We start from the raw sequence: 18,526 nt of genomic DNA on the forward strand, positions 1-18,526 counted from the left end.
CGATCGGCGAGGTGGCGAGCGGTCGTGGTCAGTGGAGTTCCGCCGCGGTGAGCAGGCGCAGCTGTGCGGTCAGCCAGGTCTCCGGGTCGGGGGTGGTGGTCAGGGCGTCCACGGTGGTCGCGGCGGTGGTCAGGCCCACCCGGCGCAGGGCCGTGGCGGCGTCGGCGAGGCGGGCGCGGACGCTGCCCGGCAGGTGGTCCAACCCCCGGTGGGCGGCCTCGGCGGTGGCGGTCAGGGCTTCGTCCAGGGCGGCGGTGATCGGGTCCGGGGGATCCCAGGCGGGGGTGTCCAGCCGCGCCGTGCCGCCGGCGGCCAGGTCCGGGACGACCACACCGCTCGACGCCAGGACCGCGATCGGGTCGATGACCAGGCCGCCGCGCACCCGGCGCAGCGCGCCGCTGAGGTGGGTCGGGTCGTCGGCCAGCGCGGTCGCCAGGGTGTCCAGGGCGGCGGGGCTGGTGCCGCGGTGGGTCGCGGAGATCGTCGCCGGGTGGCCGTGGACGTCGGCGATCTCCGCGTCGAGCCGCTGGGCGCCGGGGTCGTAGCCGATTCGGCGCACCTCGCCGATCCGGACCACCCGCACGGTCTCCGCTTCGACCCGGGGGCGGACGAGCCTCGGCGGCAGGTCGCGCAGCGCTTCGGCGACCTCGGCGAGATCCTCCTTCAGGACGGCGGGGGTCAAGGTCGCCCAGGAGCGGGCCACCGGGGTGATGGAGGTCTTGGACACCCGGCTCGACGTCAGGCGCACCACCCGGCTCGCGCTGCGCGCGGCCGACTCCGACACGACCGTGGACGCCGCCAGCGCGCCCAGCGTGGCACCGGCCAGCCGGCGGCCCGCCAGGTCGTGGCCGGTCGGGTGCTCGTCCTCGCCCACCGGCCAGCGGTGGCGCAGCACCAGCACCGACGCGCCGTCGGCGAAGAACACCTCGGCGGTGCGCTCGTCCTGCGCGCCGCGCACGCGGCAGCCCAGGGCGGTGAGCCGGACGCGGCGCAGCGGCGTCTCGGCCGCCTCGTCGGTGCCGAGCACCTGCGAACGCCGGCCGGTCGCGCGGTGTCGGGCGTACAGCTCGGTGATCAGCTCGGCCACGCGTTGCGGGTGGTGGCGTGCGCTGCGGTCGCGGTAGGCGTCGATCTGCCCGGCCAGGTCGTCCACGGCCGCCGCCGGCCAGTGCAGGCCGGCCGCGACGAGATCGGCCCGCGCGCGGTGCAGCGCCGCGTCGAGCACGGGGGTGGTGTGCACCGCGCCGTCGCGCAGCAGCCGCTCGGCCAGGTCGAGCACCGGGGCCAGGTCCGCCGCCGGCTCGGGCGCGCCGCCGACGTCGAACTGGGGCTCCGGGCCGGCGAGCCCGCGCTCGTCGGCCTCGCGGAACGCCCACACCGCGAGCACCAGCACCTCGTCGCGCTTCGCGGCCACCGCGTCGGTGTGCACGTAGCCCAGGTCGTCCGGCACCAGGAACTTCACCGTGCAGGACGGGAGTTCGGCGGTCGCCACCGGGTCCTGGGCGGACGGCCGGGTCAGCTTCACCGGGTACCCGGCGCGTTGCGCGCGACGCGCGGCGGCGATGACGCGTTCGCCCACCAGCGCCGTGAGCGCCTCGTCGGTGACCGCGCCCGGCGACCACGGGGTGAACCCGGCCGACTCGCCCGTGCGCTGGTAGGCCAGCACGACGGCGATCCGGTGCCGGCACACGCCGGGCGCGCCGCACGTGCAGCCGGCGTCGCCGAGGGCCACGTCCGGCGGCAGCGTCGACTCCACGCCGTCCGGGAACCGGCCGGTCACCGTGCCGTCGCCGGCCACCGCGACCTCGGGCCCCGCGCCCGCGTCGAGTTCCTTGGTCGCGCGCTTCACCAGGCCCCGGTTGGCCAGTGCGCTCAGCGCGTCCGGGGTGAGGGCGAGCAGGTCCGCGCGCATCAGCCCAGCCTCTCCGCGACGAACTCCGCCAACCGGCCCGGGGTCATCGCGCCGACCTGCGCGCCGACGTTCGCCAGCCGCTGCGCCAGGTCGCGGTCGTAGACGGGGTTCGCGTCCTCGTCCAGCGCGGCCAGGCCGAGCACGTGCGTGCCCTGCTCCACCAGCCCGCGCACCACCCGGACCAGCCGGTGCTCGTCGCCGCCCTCGTAGAAGTCGGTGACCACGGCGACGATCGACCGGCGCGGGTTCTCCACCAGACCCGCCGCGTACGCCATCGCCCGCGCGATGTCCGTTCCGCCGCCGAGCTGGACCTTCATCAGCAGCTCCACCGGGTCGGTCACGTCCGAGGTCAGGTCCACCACGGTGGTGTCGAACGCGATCAGGTGCGTCTTGAGGCCCGGCAGGCCCCACAGGCAGGCGGCCGTCACCGCCGAGTGGATCACCGAGCCCGCCATCGAACCGGACTGGTCCACCACCAGGATCAGCTGCCACTGGTCGAGGTGCCGCCGGGCGCGGGAGTGGAACAGCGGGGTCTCGATCGCCACCCGCCCGGTGTCCGGCCGGTAGTGCGCGAGGTTCGCCCGCAGCGTGCCCCGGAAGTCGAAGTTGCGGGCCTGCTTGAAGTTGCTGCGCCGGCGGACCTTCGTGCCGGTGAACGACTGCCGCACCTCGCGGGCCAGCTTGCGCATCAGCTCGGCCACCACCGCCGCGACGATCCGCCGGGCGAGCACCAGCACGTCCGGGTTCATCAGGTGCTTGGTGCGCAGCACCGCGCGCAGCAGCGCGGCGTTGGGCTCGATCCGCTCCAGCACCGCCGGGTCGGTCACCACCTCGGTGATGCCGTACCGCTCCACGGCGTCGCGCTCCAGCCGTTCCACGGTCTCCTTGGGGAACAGCCGGTGGATGTCGTCCAGCCAGTCGACCGTGGTCAGCGCGGAGTCCTCGGTGCCGCCGGACCGCACGTCCCGCTGCGGCAGGTCCGGGTCGCGCGCGTACAGCCAGTCCAGCGCCGAGTCGCGGGCCCGCGCCTGGTCCCGCAGCGGGCCGGTGTGCCGCCCGGCCGGCTCGCCCAGGATCAACCGCCAGCGCTCCAGATCGCTCACGCCAAACCCTCCCGCACCAGCACCCGCTCCACCGACGCCTCCAGCAGCCGCGCCCGCGCCACCACCTCCGGGTCGACCTGCGTGCGCAGCAGCGCCCGCGCCGACCCCTCGACACCCCGCCGGCCCATCAGCAACCGCGCGACGGTCTCCCGCTCGGCGGGCGGGAAGTACCCGAACGCCTGCCGCAGCGCGGGCAGCGCCACCAGGAAGTCCTCCTCCGGCAGCGCTCCGACGACCTCGTCCAGCACCGCCACCACACCCTCGGCGGACAGCACCTCCTCGCGCGCCAGCGCGAACAGCCCCGCCAGCCAGTCGCCCATGGTCGCGGGCGTCGCCATGCCGCGCACCGCGTCCACCGCGTCGACCGGGAACCCCAGCGACCAGCCGAACCCGAACGCCGCGCCGCGCAGGTCCGGCGGCACCCGGTGGTCCGCGCTCACCCGCCGGGTCACCGAGACCGCGCTGTCGGCCGTGACGCCCACCACCGACGCCGCGTGCCGCACCGCGTCGCGCACCGCGACCAGCGCCGCCAGCCTCCCGCGCTCGGCCGGGGCCGGACCGCCCTGCACACCCTCGACCAGCCACAACGCCCTGATCACCGCCGAGTCGACCACCTCGCCCAGGGCCGGACCGCCCGCCACGCCCAGCAGCCGGTCGTGCCGCCACAGGCTCAGCACGTCGGCCAGCACCCGGCCCAGCTCCGCCAGGTCGCCCGCGTGGCCCACCTCGCCCGCGAGGACGCCCAGCACCCGGTCGGAGACCGCCGCCACGCCGCACAGGACCGCGTCGAACAGCAGTCCGGACAGGGTCGGCAGGTCGGCGCCCGGCACCAGCCCGGCGAGCTTCGCCCCGGCCGCCTCGTGGGTCGTCGCACCGTGCGCGGCGGCCTCGATCAGGGCCGGGTCGCGGTGGGCGTGGAACGCGATCCGCCACCGCTCGGCCAGGTCCGGGTCGCCGCCGCCGCGCGGCCCGGACTCGCGGGTGAAACCGGGGACGTCGAGCACCCGCAGCCGGTTCAGCACGCGGCTGCGCGCGCGGTCCTCGGACCGGGCGAGGTCGAGCCGGTGCACGCCCTCGCGGTCGAGACCGGCCGCCGCGAGTTCGGCGTGGACGGCGGACACCAGCGGCGGGGCGGGTGTGTCGGCGTGCAGCCGGCCGACCCGGTCGCCGCTGAGCGCCGCGACCATCTCCACCACGGCCGGGTGCGCGCCCGCGCGCAGCGGACCGCGCCGGGTCCACGGCGGCGGCTCGTCGAGGTCTTCGGCGACCAGCGCGCCGGTCAGGCCGTCCAGCACGTCCACCCGGGCGGGGTGGTCGTGGCCGCGCAGCCGGGCCAGGCCGTCGGCCAGGGTGCGGGCGGCGATCAGGTCGGCGGTGGACACCGCCACCTTCCGCGCGCGCAACCGCCCGACCACCGATTCGAGCAGCCGGGCCGCCGCGCCCTCGACGCCGCCGGTCCACAGCCAGTGGTAGTACTCGGGCGACGGCATCCCGGACTGGTACCCGGTGAACGCGTCCAGCCTCCGGTGCGAGTAGGGCACCAGGTAGCTCGCCCCGGCCCGCTCCGCGATCCTGGGCACCTCCGGCCACCCGGCTCCGCCCACCGGCGGGTCGGACCGGTCGGCGGGCCGGGCGGTGCCCTCCGCCGGCCGGGCGGGGGAGTCGACGGCGAGCGGCGAGGCGGCCAGGGCGCGCAGGGCCGGGGTGTGGAAGCCGCCGGTCACCACCAGGACCGGGCGGTCGCCGGCGGCGGCCACGGCCGCGCGCACCCAGCGGGCCATGTAGCTCTCGCGGGCCTGGTCGGCCTCAGCCGCCGCGCTGTCGCCACGGACCAGGTCGAAGTACGCGTCGAGGCGTTCGGCCAGACCTTCCGGCGGGGCGGCCTCGACCACGTGGTCCCACAGCGTGTCCACGTTGTCCACCGCGAACTCCCGGCACAGCCGCTCCACCGCCTCGGCGTAGCGCACCTCCGCGTCGGCGTAGCGGTTGTCCCGGTCGGCGAACGCCGGGTGCCACGCGGGCAGGTCGATGAACCGCACCTGCGCGCCCGCCGCGCGGCCCTCGGTGAGCGCCACCCACTCCGGCGAGTAGTCGCAGAACGGCGTCCACGACGCGTGCGACCGGTCACCGTCGCGGTGGTAGGTGTAGAGCGCGATCGGCAGTTCATGGCCCAGCAGCAGCTCGTCCAGCCGGTCGTTGACGTCCGACGGGCCCTCGATCAGGACGTGCGCCGGCCGCAGGTCCGCGATCGTCTCGCGGACCAGGCGGGCGCACGCCGGGCTGTGGTGCCGGACGCCGAGGAACGTCGCGGCCATCAGCCCGGCAACCGGTGACGGGCGTGGTGCAGCTCCTGCCACTGCGCGCCCTTGCGGCGCGGCACCTGCTGCTCCAGGTAGCGGCGCAGCCGGGCCAGGTCCTCGGGGCTGTCCTTGGCCGCCGTCCCGGCCAGGCACTCGACCACGTCCGAAGCGCTGCCCGGCTCGCCGCGCAGGTACCAGCCGCGCAACCCCACCGCGTGCGCCACCGACACCGCCTCGGCGGTGCTCATCACGGTGGACAGCCGGTCGGCCGGCGACGGCCCGCTGCCGCGCAGGTCGCGGAACGTCCGGACGAGCACCTCCAGCACGTCCCGGCGCGGCGGCACGCCCACCCCGGACCGCTCCAGCAGCCGCCCGGCCTCCCGCTCCACCAGGTCCAGCTCGGTGCCGAAGTCCGCGATCGGGAACACCGTCTCGAAGTTGAACCGGCGCTTGAGCGCGGCGCTCATCTCGTTCACGCCCCGGTCGCGGGTGTTCGCGGTGGCGATCACGTTGAACCCGTCGCGGGCGAACACCATGCCGTCCGCGCCGGGCAGCTCCGGGATCGCCACCACCCGCTCGGACAGCAGCGACAGCATGCAGTCCTGGACCTCCAGCGGGCAGCGGGTGATCTCCTCGAACCGCACCACCTTGCCCTCGGCCATGCCGCGCAGCATCGGCGCGGGCACCAGCGACCGGGGCGTCGGGCCCTCGGCCACCAGCAGGGCGTAGTTCCACGAGTACTTGACCTGGTCCTCGGTGGTCGCCGCGCCGCCCTGGACGGTCAGCGTCGACTCGCCGCACACCGCCGCCGCGATCAGCTCGGACAGCAGCGACTTGGCCGTGCCGGGCTCACCGACCAGCATCAGGCCCCGGCTGGTCGCCAAGGTCACCAGCGACCGGTCGATCAGCGACGGGTCGCCGACGAACTTGCGGCTGATGCCCGCTGCCTCGTCGCCGACGACGAACCGGCGCGCGGCCTCCAGGCTCAGCGCCCACCCCGGCGGGCGGTGCGCCCGGTCGGTGTCGCGCAGCCGGGCCAGTTCGTCGGCGAACCGCACCTCGGCGGGTGGTCGTTGCAGGTTTGCGTGGTCCGACATCGGGGTTCTCCGGGCTCAGCTGGTCAGCGAGGTCAGTTCGGCGAGCAGTTCGGACGCGGTCACCGGGTCGAGTTCGCCGAACCTGCGGCTGCCGCGCGGACTCCAGTCGCCGCCGTCGCCGTCGTTGACCCAGATCTCGGAGAGCTTCTGCTCGGGGAACATGTCGACCACGCCGACCGCGATCCCCGGGTCGAGGTTGGCCACCACGGTGCCGCCGCCGGGCAGCGGGCGCAGCATCCAGCACTCCACGCCGCCGTCCATGGGCGTCCCGCGCGCCCAGCCGCGCTTGGTCAGGCCGAGCAGCCGGCCGACCGGGACCGGCACGTTCTCGAACCGCTCCAGCCGGGTCGAGGTGCGCTCCCCGTCGGTGAACCGGTGCACGGGCCGGCCCAGCTGCGGGAACGGTTGGAGGATCTCGTAGTCGGCGAACACCTCGGACCACGCCGCCAGCTCGTCGCCCAGGCGCAGCGGGTGCGCGATCGAGACCTCGGCGTCGTCGGGCAGGGTGAACGCCTCGTCCTCGACGTCGGCCAGGGTGCGGTCCTCGGCGAGCCGGAAGCCGCGCCCGTCGGCGGTGATCCACACCAGCCGGCGCACGACGTGCCACAGCAGCGGGTGCCCGGCGAACAGCTCCCCGAACTCGGCCGCCGACCACCGCCTGCCCATCACCATCGCGGTCTCCAGCCGGGAGATCTGGTCGCCCGCGACCGCCCGCACGTCCTTCTTCAGCGCCGCGAACCGCTTGTGCTCGGCCGGGGCCAGCTCCTGGTCGTCCTTCGCGCCCGGCTTGGGCAGGTCCTTGCGGCGCTTGCCGTCGGCGTCCGCGACGAACGGCTTGAGCTGCTCGTCGAACCCGACCAGGAACTGCCGGGGCCCGTAGTCGACGGTCAGCGTCGCGGCGTCGTCGAGCCCGAAGTCCGGCACCAGCCGGTCGGCCAGCTGCTCGGCGCCGAGCCCGCGCTCGGCGGCGACCGCCGCGATCTTCTCCTGGGCGCGCTGCTTGAGGCCCTTGAACTTGGACTTCAGCGCGATGCCGTTGAGCTGGATCAGCGCCGCGTCGGTACCGATCGCGGCCAGCACGTCCAGCCCGGTCACCGCGCGGGCGTGGCCCGCCTCGCCCGGCCACGCCTTGATCAGCGGCGCGAGGCCCCGGGCGGCGTCGTCGTCGCCGAGCAGGCCCAGCCCGGACAGCGCCCAGCCGTCCTTGGGCGGCAGCCCGGCCGAGCGCCAGCGCTCGAACACCGCCCACGCGAAGTCGGCCAGCGACTTCGGGTCGCACAGCTCGCGCACCACGTCGAGGCCCGCGTAGGGCGCCTCCGGCTGGGACAGCGCCAGCATCATCACCACGTGCGCGGACGCGGTGCGGGGCAGGGCCCGCTGCCGCCCGGCGACCAGGATCTGCGGCAGGAGGGACGCGTCGGCCCACTCGCCCGGCACCGGCATCTTCGCGGGCAGCGCGTGCAGCGGGTCGAGCGACACCAGGGCGTCGATCGCGGCCTCGGCCTCCGGGCCGTATGCCAGGGCCGCCGCGAGCGCCTGCTTCGGGATCACCCGCAGGCCCGCCTCGGCCGCCCGGCGGGCCGCGCCGGTCGCGCCGACGGCGGTCGGGACCAGGTAGCGGGCGGCGTCGTCGGCGTGCCGGCGCAGCCACGCCGCCGCCACCGGGCGGACGGTCTTGAGCCGCAGCCAGTCCGCCATCAGGTGGGCGACGCGCTGCTCGGCGAAGGGCATCAACAACTCCGCGTGGACGGGGGTGGGGTTCGACTTCACCGCGTGCAGGACGCCGGGCAGGGCGTCGAGGCCGTAGCGGGACACCAGGATCCGGCCGGCGTTCTCGAACTCCCAGACGTAGCCGATCCGCCACTCCGGGAGCAGCGGCCGGACCAGGTCTTCGGGGCCGTGCACCATCAGCGCGAGTTCGTGGTGCCAGCTGATCTTGTCCGTGCGGTAGGCGTCGGCGAGCTTGCGCCAGGCCCCGCCGTTGTGGGTGAACCTGGTCTCCTTGGTGGCCGACCACGCCTCGTGCTCGCCCGGCAGCCACTCCACCGACCCGTCGGCGGGCACTTCGAGGCCCTTCACCACCAGTTGCTTCACGGCCGTGCGGGGGAGGGTCCACGGCGGACGCACCAGCAGCTCCGGCAGCCCCTCCGGGCCGATCTCGGCGACCTCCCGGTACTCGGCCTCGACCTCGGCGACCGCCGCGCGGAGGTCGTCGGGCAGCTCCGCGACCAGCTCGGGGTGGGCGACGACCTGGCCGTAGAGCAGGTGCTTGAGGGCCGGGCGGCCGGCGCGCGGCGCGAGCAGGCGCAGCGCCCGGCGCGGGAACCGCTTGCCCGTCTCGATCAGCGCGGGCTCGACCCCCGGCCGGTCGACGCGGTCGGCGAGCAGGTCGAACGCCTCGTCGGACGGCAGCACGGCCAGCGTCTCCAGCAGCAGCTTGCGGTAGTCGCGCTCCCAGGACTCGGTCTCGTCGAGCAGGCGGGCCAAGGTCGGGGCCGAGGCCGGGCCGACGCCGTCCACCAGGGTGCGCAGCACGGCCGGCTTGCGCAGCTCCTTCGCCAGCTGGTCGTGCTCGACGACCACGGCCAGCTGGTCGGCGGTGCTCACCGAGCAGACCACCATCCGGTAGGACGCCCAGTTCCGGGTGAACCCCTTGACCTCGGCCAGCACCTCGTCCACCCAGTCCGCCCGGGACGGCGCGAGGAACGTGGCGATCAGCCTGGTCCACGTGGTGGTGCGCAGGGGCGCGATCGCCGCGGCGACCGCGTCCTCCTCGTCGCCCGCCGCGACCAGCCGGCGCACCCGGTCGATCACCGGGGTGTCGTCGTGGTCGGGCACGTGCTGGCGGGAGGAGAACAGCAGGGAGCGGAAGTCGTCACCCAGCTTGGTGCGCCACTCGGCGCGCACCAGCCCGAGCGAGACCGCCACCTCGGCGGCGAACGGCAGCCCGTGCGAGAGCACCAGGTCGTCGGCGACGAGCCGGCCCTCGTCGGCGGCGTTCCCGCCGTGCACGTGGGCCTGGGCGGCGGCGGCGACCGCCGCGCCGAGCGGGGTGACCCGGCCGTCCAGGTACTCGGTGAGCAGTTCGGCCAGGGCGGGCTCGGTCTTGCGGTCTTCCAGCATCGCCCGGACCATCTCCGGCTTCGCGGCCAGGGACGCGCGCAGGTGCCCGGCGGCCTTGGGCGCGGGCTTCACCGTCGACGGCAGGCCGCCGCCGCGCCGGGGGAACACACCGGCGCGCCAGCGGTCCGGGAGGACCAGCGCGTCCTCGTCGACCTCCACGGCGGGTGACGGCGTGATCACCGCCGGTTCCGGTGCGGCCGCCGCACTCACGCCGGCGGTGGACTCCTGCGCGACCGTCCCTTCCGGAGCCGGTGCGGCGGCCGGTGTGGACGGTGCGGCGACGGCGGCGGGTTCCGCGTAGCCCTTGCGCTCCTTCTCCGCGATCAGCTTGGTGACGTGCGCGGTCGCGGCGGCCTCGGACGCGAGGTCCTTGACCTTCGTCTGGCCCTCCGCGCCGATCCGTCCGAACCGGACGGTGACGCTCGCCCCGTCCTGCCCGATCTCCCAGAACTTCGCGGACCCGTCACCGACGAGTTCCCACCTGCGCACGTCCTCAGCTCCCCTCTCGATCCGGTCGCGGCGGACATTACGGCAGGGGTACGACAGTCCGGCGCGCAAGCGGGGGAGGACAATCGCCGGCGTGCGATTCGGCGTGCTCGGCCCGGTGGAGGTCCGGTCGGCGGACGGGGAGGTGCTCCCGGTCGGCGGCCCGCGCCCGCGCGCGGTCCTGGTGATGCTGCTGCTGACCCCGGGCCGGGTGGTGAGTCTGGACCGGCTGGTCGAGGGCCAGTACGGCGACGACCCGCCCGCCGAGGCCGTGAACGCGGTGCAGGCGCAGGTGTCGCGGCTGCGCCGGGCGCTGCCGGGCGGGCTGGTCGAGTTCTCCGGCAACGGCTACCGGATCGCGGTCGACCCGGAGGACGTGGACGCGCACGTCTTCGAACGCCTCGCCGGCGAGGGCCGGGCGCTGCTCGCCGCCGGCCGGGTCGGCGACGCGGCGGGCGTGCTGCGCGAGGCGCTGGGGCTGTGGCGCGGGACGGCGCTGGCCGACCTCCCGCACGGCGACGCGCAGGCCGCCCGGTGGGAGGAACTCCGCCTTGCCGCGACGGAAGACTTGGTGGACGCCGAATCGGCGTCACCGGAGGGCACGTCCGTCGCCCGGCTGCGCGCGTTGGTCACCGCACACCCGTTGCGGGAGAGGTTCCGCGAGCAACTGGTGCGCGCTCTGCACGCGGAAGGCCGCACGGCGGAAGCCCTTACGGAGTTCGAGGACGCACGGCGGCTGCTGGCCGACGAACTGGGTGCCGACCCCACGCCCGGCCTGGCCGCCGCGCACCTCGCCGTGCTGCGCGCGGAGGAACCCGCCCCGCGTCGCACCTTGCCCGCGCAGCTGACCAGCTTCGTCGGGCGGGACGCCGAGCTTGCCCGGCTCGCCGCGACCGACGCCCGGCTGGTCACCGTGTTCGGCCCCGGCGGCACCGGCAAGACCAGGCTGGCGGTCGAGTTCGCCGCCGGCGCGGGCCGTGCGGCGTGCTTCGCGGACCTGTCGAACGTGGCCGCCGGCGACGCCGTGCCGCTCGCGGTGCTGGCCGCGCTGGGGGTGCGCGAGTCCGGGTTCCGGCCTGGCCGGACCGACCCGGTGCAACGCCTGGTCGCCGCGCTCGACCAAGACCTGCTGCTGGTGCTGGACAACTGCGAGCACGTGGTGGCCGACGTCGCGGGGCTGGCCCACGCCCTGCTCGCCCGGTGCCCCCGGCTGCGCGTGCTGGCGACCAGCCGCGAGCCGCTGGGCCTGACCGGCGAGACGCTGCTGCCGCTGGAGCCGCTGGCGTCGGCGACCGCCGACGACCCGGCGGTGCGGCTGTTCGCGCACCGGGCGGCGGCCGTGCGGCCGGGGTTCGCGGTGACCGCCGACAACGCCGAGGCGGTCGTGGCGGTCTGCGCCGCGCTCGACGGCCTGCCGCTGGCGATCGAGCTGGCCGCCGCGCGGCTGCGCCAGTTCACCGTCGCCGAGATCGCCGAGCGGCTGGCCGGCCACGGCCGGTTCCGGCTGCTGTCCCGGGGCGACCGCACGGCCGCCGCGCGGCACCGCACGCTGCACGCCGCGGTGGCCTGGAGCTGGGACCTGCTGGGCGAGCGGGAACGCGTGCTGGCCCGCCGGTTCTCGGTGTTCGCGGGCGCGGTGCTGCCCGCCGTGGAAGAGGTGTGCGGCGTCGAGGACGCGGACGAGGTGCTCGCCGACCTGGTCGACCGGTCGCTGGTGACCGTGGCGGACGGCCGATACCGGATGTCCGACACCATCCGGCTGTTCTGCGCGGAACAACTCGACGAGACCGAGGAACGCGACGTAAGGCGCGCCCACGCGGCCTACTACCTCGCGTTGGCCCAACGCGCCGATCCGCACCTGCGCGGCGCGGAGCAGTTGACGTGGCTGGCGCGCCTGTCGGCCGAGCACGACAACCTGATGGCCGCGTTGCGCGACGCGGACCGCGAGACGGGCATGCGGTTGGTCGCCGCGCTCGCGGCGTACTGGTGGTTCAGCGGACGGCGGACGCAGGCGGGTGAGATCGCCGCCGCGCTGCTGGACGGCGACGTGCCCGCCGGCCTGGCCGAGGAGTACGTGAGCTGCGTGGTCCACGCCTGGCCGCAGCCGGCCGCCGAACACTGGGAACGGGCGCGGCGGATCGTCGAGTCGGGTGAGCTGGCCCGGCTGCGGTACCCGTTCGGCATCGCGCTGTGGGGCATGCTCGCCGGGCCGCCCGACGACCCCCACGCCGATCCGGGCGTGCTGCTCGGCGACGACCCGTGGAACCTCGCGCTGGGCCTGTTCAGCGAGGCGTTGATCGCGGTGCTCGACCGCGGCGCGGCCGAGGGCGAGCGCGTCATGCTCCGCGCGCTCGCGGCGTTCCGGGCGCTGGGCGAGCGGTGGGGCAGCGCGCAGTCGCTGGACTGGTTGGCGCAGGTCGCGGGCTGGCGCGGCGAGTGGGCGTTGGCGCACGGGAGGTGGGCCGAGGCGCTGGCCATGTACGAGCGGCTGGGCGCGGCCGAGGAGTGCGCCGAACTGCTCTGCCACCGGGGCCGCTGCCTGGTCCGGCAGGGTGACGTGGAGGGGGCGCGCGCCGAGTTCGGCCGGGCGGCGACCAGGTTCGGCCGGCCCTCCGCCGAGGCGCTGCTGGGCCTGGGCGAGGTGGCCCGGCTGACCGGCGACCGGGATGCCGCCGCCGACCTGCTGGCCCGCGCCCTCGCGGTCGAGGAGAGCGGGGCGCAGTGGCGGACCGCCCGGACCCTCACCGCGCTGGGCCGGCTCGCCGACGACCCGGCGGAGGCCGCCGAACTGCATTCACGGGCGCTGCGCGCCGCACGGTCGCCGCTGCTGGGGGCCGAGCTGGCGGCGGCCGTCGAAGGCCGGGCCGAGGTCGAACCGGCGCACCGGGCGGCCCTGCTGCTCGGCGTCGCGGTCGCGCTGCGCGGCACCGCGCGGGCGGGCGACCCCGACGTGGCACGGGTGGCGGACGCGGCACGCGCCGAGATCGGCGCGGAGGCGTTCGCCGCCGCCTACGCGCGCGGCGCGGCCATGAGCCGCGAGGAGGCCCTGACAGCGTCCGGTGCGTGACTGTCAGCGGAGTGTCGACGGACTGTCAACGGCGTTGTCGAAGCTCTGGGCCATGAAGAACACCACGGTCCTCATCTCCGGCGCGGGCATCGGCGGCCCCGCGCTCGCCCACTGGCTGCACCGGCTCGGCTGCACGGTCACCGTCGTGGAAAAGGCGTCCGCCACGCGCCCCGGCGGCCAGGCCGTCGACTTCAAGGGCCCCACCCACGAACGCGTGCTCACCCTCATGGGCCTGCTCGACGACATCAAGGCCCGCCAGACCGGCGGCACCGACCAGACCATCGTGGACGGCGAGGGCCGCCGGCTCGCGGTGATGCCCGGCGAGTTCACCGGCGGCGCGATCGAGATCCGCCGCGGCGACCTGGCCGACCTGCTGCACGAGCGGACCGCCGACGCCTGCGAGTACGTGTTCGGCGACGCGGTGACCTCGCTGACCGAGACCCCGGACGGCGTGCACGCCACCTTCGAGCGGTCCGCGCCGCGCACGTTCGACCTGGTCGTGGGCGCGGACGGGATCCACTCGGCGGTCCGCAGGCTCGCGTTCGGCCCGGAACGCGACCACGTCCGCCACCTGGGCCACTACTACGCGCTGGTCGACCTGGGCGACTTCGGCGACCAGGCGCTGATGTACAACGAACCGGGCCGGATGGTGGCGATCGGCGGGCCCAAGGCCCCGGCATTCTTCGTGTTCGCCGCCGACGAGCTGACCTACGACCGGTACGACGCGGCCGCGCAGCGCGACGTCCTGCGCGAGGCCTACCGGGGCGGCGGGTGGCGGCTGCCGGAGATCGTGGCCGCGCTCGGCGACGCGACCTCCGTGCACCTCGACTCGATCAGCCGGGTGGAGACCACCACGTACGCCAAGGGCCGCGTCGCGCTGCTCGGCGACGCCGGGTACGGCAACACCCTGGGCGGGTTCGGCAGCGGCCTGGCGATCGTCGGCGCGTACGTGCTGGCGGGCGAGCTGGCCTCGGCCGACGGCGACCACCGGGTGGCGTTCGCCCGGTACGAGGAGCGGATGCGCGGCCTCACGAAAGTCGCCCGCAAGGCCAACGCCGGGCCGTTCCTGGCGCCGGGCAGCCGGTCCCGGATCCGGCTGCGCAACGCGATGTTCAACTCGCGGCTGATGATGCGCGCGATGCTCAAGGCGACCGACTGGCTGGCCACCGACCCCGACCTGCCGCACTACCCGCTGCCGGTGCGCGCCTGAACCACCCGTCTACGCTGGTCGGCACACCGGGCTGAGGAGGACGTGGTGGCGCTGGTCGAGGTGGAACTGCCCGAACCCCGGCGGATGCGGGGGCGGTGGGCGGCGTTCGCCGCGGTGTGCGCGGCGCGCGGGTGGGGCGACACCTGCCACGCGGACGGGCCGGTCTGGCACTACGACGACGGCGGCGGCAACTGGGCGGACCTGCACCTGATCGGGGAGCGGGCGGTGCTGCTCGGCCACGACCACGAGTACTCCGAGACCTACTACGCGACCTCCGCCCAGTACTTCGAGGAGCCCGAGACGGACCTGCTCGCGGGCGCGCCGCCGTGGTGGGCGGGCCCGGTCCGCTCGACGCTCGCCCGGGGCGCGTGGGTCGGTTTCGTGTACGGCTTCGAGGACGGCGGGTGGCGGCGGGCCCCGTACGACCTGGACGACGGGTTCGACTCGGTGAACCTGCCCGCCGCCGACGACCTGCGCTGCCGCGAGCTGATCGTGGAGTTCACCCGGGACGCGCCGGACGGCGTGGCCGACCCGGCGGCGGTCGCCGCGCTGGTCGCCGCCGACGCGGACGTCACCGAGGAGCAGGTGGCGGCCGTGGTCGGGCGCAGCTGGGACGTGGCGGCGGGCACGGCCGCCGCGCGCAGGTTCCGCGCCCGGACGGGCAATGCGTGAGTCGGCTCAGCGGCCGTAGGTGACCGGGCGGGCGGCTGCGGCCGTGCTCCGCCCACCCCGCGCACCACCTGCGTGACCGGCGGTCACGCCGCGCTCGTCCATCGCCCGCCCCGTCCACAGTGGACCCCGCAGGCGAGCCTGGCAGGGAGAGTCAAGATTCCACCCTCCCGTCCACCTAACGTCCTTCGTACCCGGTGGAGGGGAGGAGGACGATGCTGGACACACTCCACACGCTGGAAGTGGTGCGCCGCCGAGGATTCGTGTCCCGGTGGGTGCTCGGCGCGGTGCTGGTGGCCGTGGTGGGCTGGCTGGCGTACACGGTCGCGGTCAGCCCCAATCTCGAATGGACGGTGATCGGGCAGTACTTCCTCTCGACGCCGGTGATGGAGGGCGTCGGCATCACGCTGGTGCTGACCTTCGCCACGCTCGGCATCGGGCTGGTGCTGGGCGCGGGCCTGGCGATGATGATGCAGTCGCGCAACCCGGTGCTCTCGGCCGCCGCGTCGGGCTACGTCTGGTTCTTCCGGGGCGTGCCGCTGGTCGTGCAGATCGTGTTCTGGTTCAACCTGTCGCTGCTGTTCCCCACCGTGGGGTTCGCGCCGACCAACCAGGTGATCACGCCGTTCCTGGCCGCGCTGCTGGGCCTGGGCCTGCACGAGGCGGCCTACCTGGCGGAGATCATCCGGGGCGGGTTCCTCGCGGTGCCGCGCGGGCAGGTCGACGCGGCGCTGACCATCGGCATGACCCGCGCGGCGGCGACCCGGATGATCGTGCTGCCGCAGTCGATCCGGGTGATCCTGCCCGCGCTGGGCAACCAGTTCATCCTGATCCTCAAGGGCACGTCGCTGGTGTCGGTGATCGGCGGCGGCGACCTGATGACCAGGGCGCAGCAGATCTACGGGCAGAACTACCAGGTGATCGCGCTGCTGCTGGTGGCGACCGGCTGGTACCTCGTGCTGGTCACGGTCGCGAGCGTCGGCCAGCGCTTCCTCGAACGTTGGGCGGTGTCGTAGGTGGCAGGCGGGCTCCGCATCCGGGGGATCCGGAAGTCGTTCGGGGAGTTGGCGGTGTTGCGCGGCGTGGACCTGGACGTCGCGCCCGGCGAGGTGGTGTGCGTGATCGGCCCGTCGGGCAGCGGCAAGAGCACGCTGCTGCGCTGCGTGAACCACCTGGAGCCGGTCGACGCCGGGTTCGTGCAGGTGGACGACGAGCTGGTGGGCTACCAGCACCGGGACGGCCGGCTCCACGAGAGCGCCGAGCGCGACATCGCGCGCACCCGGCGCCGGATGGGCATGGTGTTCCAGCAGTTCCACCTGTTCAGCCACCTCACGGCGGTGCGCAACGTGACGCTCGGCCCGGTCAAGGTGCTCGGCCGGGATCCGCGCGAGGCCGAGCGGGAGGCGCGGGAACTGCTGGCCCGCGTCGGCTTGGCCGCGCACGCCGACAAGGTGCCCGCGCAGCTGTCCGGCGGCCAGCAGCAGCGGGTGGCGATCGCCCGCGCGATGGCCATGAAGCCCTCGGTGATGCTGTTCGACGAGCCGACCAGCGCGCTGGACCCGGAGCTGGTGGGCGAGGTGCTCACGGTGATGCGCGACCTCGCCTCCCAGGGCATGACCATGGTCGTGGTCACCCACGAGATCGGGTTCGCGCACGAGGTCGCCGACACCGTGGTGTTCATGGACGACGGCGTGGTGGTCGAGTCCGGGCCCGCCGCGCAAGTGCTGCTGTCACCGCGATCCGAGCGGACGGCGGCCTTCCTCGCCCACGTCCGCCGTCACCCCACGAAGGAACACGATCATGCGTAGAACCCTGCTCGCCGCCGTCGCCGCGCTGGGCCTGCTCGCCGCCTGCGGCGACCCCGGCGCGACCACGCAGCAGCCGAAGTCCGACGCGGCGCTGCCCGCCAAGGACCAGGCACTGCACGACCTGCTGCCGCAACGCCTGAAGGACTCGGGCGTGCTGAAGGTCGGCACCACGCTGCCGAACCTGCCGTACCTGCTCACCGACGCGAGCAACAACATCACCGGGGGCATCACGCCCGAGGTCGGCCGGGCGGTGGCCGCGAAGCTCGGCCTGCGCTACGAGATCGAGAACATCGCGTGGGAGGCGCTGCTGCCCGGCGTCACGGCGGGCCGGTTCGACATGGCCGACGACGGCCTGTCCGACACCGAGGAACGCCAGCGCGTCGGCCTGTTCGTGGACTACATGCAGTCGGCGAGCGTGCTGGTCACCGCGAAGGCCAACGAGGGCAAGTACAAGTCGGTGGAGGACTCCTGCGGCAAGCGGGTCGCGACCATCCGGGGCACCACCGACGTGCAGCACGCCGAAGAGATCTCCCAGGACTGCCAGAAGAAGGGCAAGGGTGCCGTCGAGGTCACCCAGTACCCGACCGCGCAGGACGCCGACCTCGCGCTGCGCTCCGGGCAGGCCGATTTCCAGGTCGCGGTGACCGAGCAGGCCAAGTACGCCATCAAGGAGCAGAACGCGCCGATCGTGATCGTCTCCGCCGACTTCGCGCCGACCTACGTGGGCATGTACCTGCGCAAGGACGACAAGCAGCTGGCCGACGCGCTGCTGGCCGCGTTGAAGGCGCTCAAGGCCGACGGGTCGCTGGACCGGATCGTCGGCGGCTACGGGCTCAAGCCCCTGGCGGAGCCGGGGTTGAACCTGGCCACGTCGGGCAGCTGAATGGGGCGGTCGGAGCAACCGCTGCCGCTGCACGAGATCGAGGTCCCGGTGCCGTCCGGCCTGTCGCCGTTCGCCATCGGGACCTTCGACGAGATCGGGGCGTACACCCGCGCCCGGTTCCCGCACCGGCACGACTTCTACGAGATCCTGTACCTCACCGGCGGCGAGGGCCTGCACGTCGTGGACTTCGTGCCGTACCCGATCGTGCCCAACACGCTGTACTTCCTCGCGCCCGGCCAGGTGCACTTCTGGAAGGACACCGAGCAGGTCGCCGGCCGGGTGCTGGTGTTCGCCGAGGAGTTCCTGCTGGACCTGCCCGGCGTGCCGCCGCCGTTCCTGGGCGGCACGCCCGAGCTGCGGCTGACCGGCGACCACAGAGGACTGGTGGAGGGCATCCTGGAGGACATGGCGCACGAGTTCCGCGTGCGCGGCTCCGGTTACGCCACCATGCTCCAGTCCTACCTGCACATCCTCCTGGTGCGCACGCAACGGCTGCGCCAGGTCGGCCCGGGGGTCCCGGTGTCGTCCCTGGCCTGGCAGTTCATCCGGCTGGTGGACAAGCACGTGCTGGCCGAACGCTCGGTCACCGCCTACGCCGAGCGGGTCGGCGTGACCGCCGGCCACCTCACGGACCTGGTGCGCGCGGCCACCGGCCGGACGCCCGGCGCGGTGATCCGGGCCGCGCTGGCGCTGGAGGCCAAGCGGCTGCTCGCCCGCACCGAACTCAGCGCCGCCCAGGTCGCGCACCGGCTGGCGTTCGAGGACGCCTCGTACTTCGGCCGGTTCTTCAAGCGCGAGACCGGGGCGAGCCCGGGGGACTTTCGGCGGGAGGTCCGCGAAAAGTACCAGTTCGTCCGAGAGCGTTGAC

Annotated in this window: 12 protein-coding genes; 7 read left to right on the forward strand and 5 right to left on the reverse strand. The window is 74.7% G+C overall.

The genetic code is table 11. The features are described 5' to 3' along the window. Nucleotides 1-28 precede the first annotated feature (28 nt). Genes AC0HI0_RS08235 through AC0HI0_RS08255 form a run of 5 tightly spaced genes read right to left on the reverse strand, consistent with a single transcriptional unit; the run spans nucleotide 29 to nucleotide 10,024 of the window. Entirely contained in the window at nucleotides 29-1,912 is a 1,884-nt protein-coding gene (locus AC0HI0_RS08235) for an SWIM zinc finger family protein (RefSeq protein WP_480931680.1), read from the reverse strand. Continuing rightward, complete coding sequence (locus tag AC0HI0_RS08240) at nucleotides 1,912-3,015, reverse strand: VWA domain-containing protein (RefSeq protein ID WP_480931681.1); 1,104 nt, start codon at nucleotides 3,013-3,015, stop codon at nucleotides 1,912-1,914. Before AC0HI0_RS08240 ends, AC0HI0_RS08235 begins: the two co-directional genes overlap by 1 nt. After that, nucleotides 3,012-5,330: a DUF5682 family protein gene (locus AC0HI0_RS08245; RefSeq protein WP_480931682.1), complete on the reverse strand. Its 2,319-nt coding sequence runs from the start codon at nucleotides 5,328-5,330 to the stop codon at nucleotides 3,012-3,014. Before AC0HI0_RS08245 ends, AC0HI0_RS08240 begins: the two co-directional genes overlap by 4 nt. Further along, entirely contained in the window at nucleotides 5,330-6,412 is a 1,083-nt protein-coding gene (locus AC0HI0_RS08250) for an ATP-binding protein (RefSeq protein WP_480931683.1), read from the reverse strand. Before AC0HI0_RS08250 ends, AC0HI0_RS08245 begins: the two co-directional genes overlap by 1 nt. A 15-nt stretch (nucleotides 6,413-6,427) precedes the next feature. After that, on the reverse strand, nucleotides 6,428-10,024 hold the full coding sequence (locus AC0HI0_RS08255) for a DUF4132 domain-containing protein (RefSeq protein WP_480931684.1): 3,597 nt from the start codon (nucleotides 10,022-10,024) through the stop codon (nucleotides 6,428-6,430). A 91-nt stretch (nucleotides 10,025-10,115) separates the two neighbouring features. On the opposite strand from AC0HI0_RS08255, the gene AC0HI0_RS08260 reads away from it, so the two are divergent. The 7 genes from AC0HI0_RS08260 to AC0HI0_RS08290 all read left to right on the forward strand — a co-directional run bounded on the left by AC0HI0_RS08260 (nucleotide 10,116) and on the right by AC0HI0_RS08290 (nucleotide 18,525). Next, nucleotides 10,116-13,088 carry an AfsR/SARP family transcriptional regulator gene (locus AC0HI0_RS08260; protein WP_480931685.1) on the forward strand — a complete coding sequence of 991 codons (2,973 nt, stop codon included), beginning with the start codon at nucleotides 10,116-10,118 and terminating at the stop codon, nucleotides 13,086-13,088. Nucleotides 13,089-13,140: 52 nt separating this feature from the next. Then, a complete protein-coding gene (locus tag AC0HI0_RS08265) occupies nucleotides 13,141-14,298 on the forward strand; it encodes an FAD-dependent monooxygenase (RefSeq protein ID WP_480931686.1) in 1,158 nt (385 codons plus the stop codon). 45 nt (nucleotides 14,299-14,343) lie between these two features. Continuing rightward, nucleotides 14,344-14,970 (forward strand): proteophosphoglycan 5, encoded by a 627-nt coding sequence (locus AC0HI0_RS08270; protein ID WP_480931687.1) that lies wholly within the window; start codon nucleotides 14,344-14,346, stop codon nucleotides 14,968-14,970. A 212-nt stretch (nucleotides 14,971-15,182) separates the two neighbouring features. Beyond that, a complete protein-coding gene (locus tag AC0HI0_RS08275; RefSeq protein ID WP_480931688.1) occupies nucleotides 15,183-15,983 on the forward strand; it encodes an amino acid ABC transporter permease in 801 nt (266 codons plus the stop codon). Further along, complete coding sequence (locus tag AC0HI0_RS08280; RefSeq protein WP_480931689.1) at nucleotides 15,984-16,775, forward strand: amino acid ABC transporter ATP-binding protein; 792 nt, start codon at nucleotides 15,984-15,986, stop codon at nucleotides 16,773-16,775. Then, entirely contained in the window at nucleotides 16,768-17,658 is an 891-nt protein-coding gene (locus AC0HI0_RS08285; protein ID WP_480931690.1) for a transporter substrate-binding domain-containing protein, read from the forward strand. Before AC0HI0_RS08280 ends, AC0HI0_RS08285 begins: the two co-directional genes overlap by 8 nt. Then, on the forward strand, nucleotides 17,659-18,525 hold the full coding sequence (locus AC0HI0_RS08290) for a helix-turn-helix domain-containing protein (protein WP_480931691.1): 867 nt from the start codon (nucleotides 17,659-17,661) through the stop codon (nucleotides 18,523-18,525). Nucleotide 18,526 lies beyond the last annotated feature (1 nt).

Source organism: Saccharothrix sp. NBAS 001 (genome assembly GCF_056640475.1).

Excerpts from the sequence above, each read along its gene's own strand:
- AC0HI0_RS08290 (WP_480931691.1), top strand. The coding sequence starts at position 17,659 with ATGGGGCGGTCGGAGCAACCGCTGCCGCTGCACGAGATCGAGGTCCCG.
- AC0HI0_RS08285 (WP_480931690.1), top strand. The coding sequence starts at position 16,768 with ATGCGTAGAACCCTGCTCGCCGCCGTCGCCGCGCTGGGCCTGCTCGCC.
- AC0HI0_RS08235 (WP_480931680.1), bottom strand. The coding sequence starts at position 1,912 with ATGCGCGCGGACCTGCTCGCCCTCACCCCGGACGCGCTGAGCGCACTG.
- AC0HI0_RS08250 (WP_480931683.1), bottom strand. The coding sequence starts at position 6,412 with ATGTCGGACCACGCAAACCTGCAACGACCACCCGCCGAGGTGCGGTTC.
- AC0HI0_RS08275 (WP_480931688.1), top strand. The coding sequence starts at position 15,183 with ATGCTGGACACACTCCACACGCTGGAAGTGGTGCGCCGCCGAGGATTC.
- AC0HI0_RS08245 (WP_480931682.1), bottom strand. The coding sequence starts at position 5,330 with ATGGCCGCGACGTTCCTCGGCGTCCGGCACCACAGCCCGGCGTGCGCC.
- AC0HI0_RS08265 (WP_480931686.1), top strand. The coding sequence starts at position 13,141 with ATGAAGAACACCACGGTCCTCATCTCCGGCGCGGGCATCGGCGGCCCC.